Genomic DNA, 1,061 nt, shown 5'->3' on the forward strand with positions numbered 1-1,061 from the left:
GATGGGTAGGGGAGCGTCGTGTGCCGGGTGAAGCAGCCGTGGAAACGAGTTGTGGACGGTTCACGAGTGAGAATGCAGGCATGAGTAGCGATACAAGAGTGGGAAACTCTTGCGCCGATTGACTAAGGGTTCCTGGGTCAAGCTGATCTGCCCAGGGTAAGTCGGGACCTAAGGCGAGGCCGACAGGCGTAGTCGATGGATAACCGGTTGATATTCCGGTACCCGCTTTGAAACGCCCAATATCGAATCAGACGATGCTAAGCCCGTGAAGCCGGCCTGGAGTCTTCGGACAAAGGGACGTGGTGGAGCCGGTGGTCCAGATCTGTAGTAGGTAAGCGATGGGGTGACGCAGGAAGGTAGTCCAGCCCGGGCGGTGGTTGTCCCGGGGTAAGGGTGTAGGCCGTGTGATAGGTAAATCCGTCGCACGTTAAGGCTGAGACCTGATGCCGAGCCGATTGTGGTGAAGTGGATGATCCTATGCTGTCGAGAAAAGCCTCTAGCGAGTTTCATGGCGGCCCGTACCCTAAACCGACTCAGGTGGTCAGGTAGAGAATACCGAGGCGTTCGGGTGAACTATGGTTAAGGAACTCGGCAAAATGCCCCCGTAACTTCGGGAGAAGGGGGGCCATTTCCGGTGATGAGTCTTGCACTCTGAGCTGGGGGTGGCCGCAGAGACCAGCGAGAAGCGACTGTTTACTAAAAACACAGGTCCGTGCGAAGCCGTAAGGCGATGTATACGGACTGACGCCTGCCCGGTGCTGGAACGTTAAGGGGACCGGTTAGTCAATCTTCGGGTTGGCGAAGCTGAGAACTTAAGCGCCAGTAAACGGCGGTGGTAACTATAACCATCCTAAGGTAGCGAAATTCCTTGTCGGGTAAGTTCCGACCTGCACGAATGGCGTAACGACTTCTCGACTGTCTCAACCATAGGCCCGGTGAAATTGCACTACGAGTAAAGATGCTCGTTTCGCGCAGCAGGACGGAAAGACCCCGGGACCTTTACTATAGCTTGATATTGGTGTTCGGTTCGGCTTGTGTAGGATAGGTGGGAGACTGTGAAC

Annotated in this window: 1 rRNA gene; it reads left to right on the top strand. The window is 55.4% G+C overall.

Annotation, left to right across the window (positions count from 1 at the left end):
* Positions 1-1,061: ribosomal RNA gene (locus tag AB0I10_RS41265) — 23S ribosomal RNA — on the top strand; the annotation flags it as partial.

The organism is Streptomyces sp. NPDC050636, assembly GCF_040654775.1.
Lineage (GTDB): Bacteria > Actinomycetota > Actinomycetes > Streptomycetales > Streptomycetaceae > Streptomyces.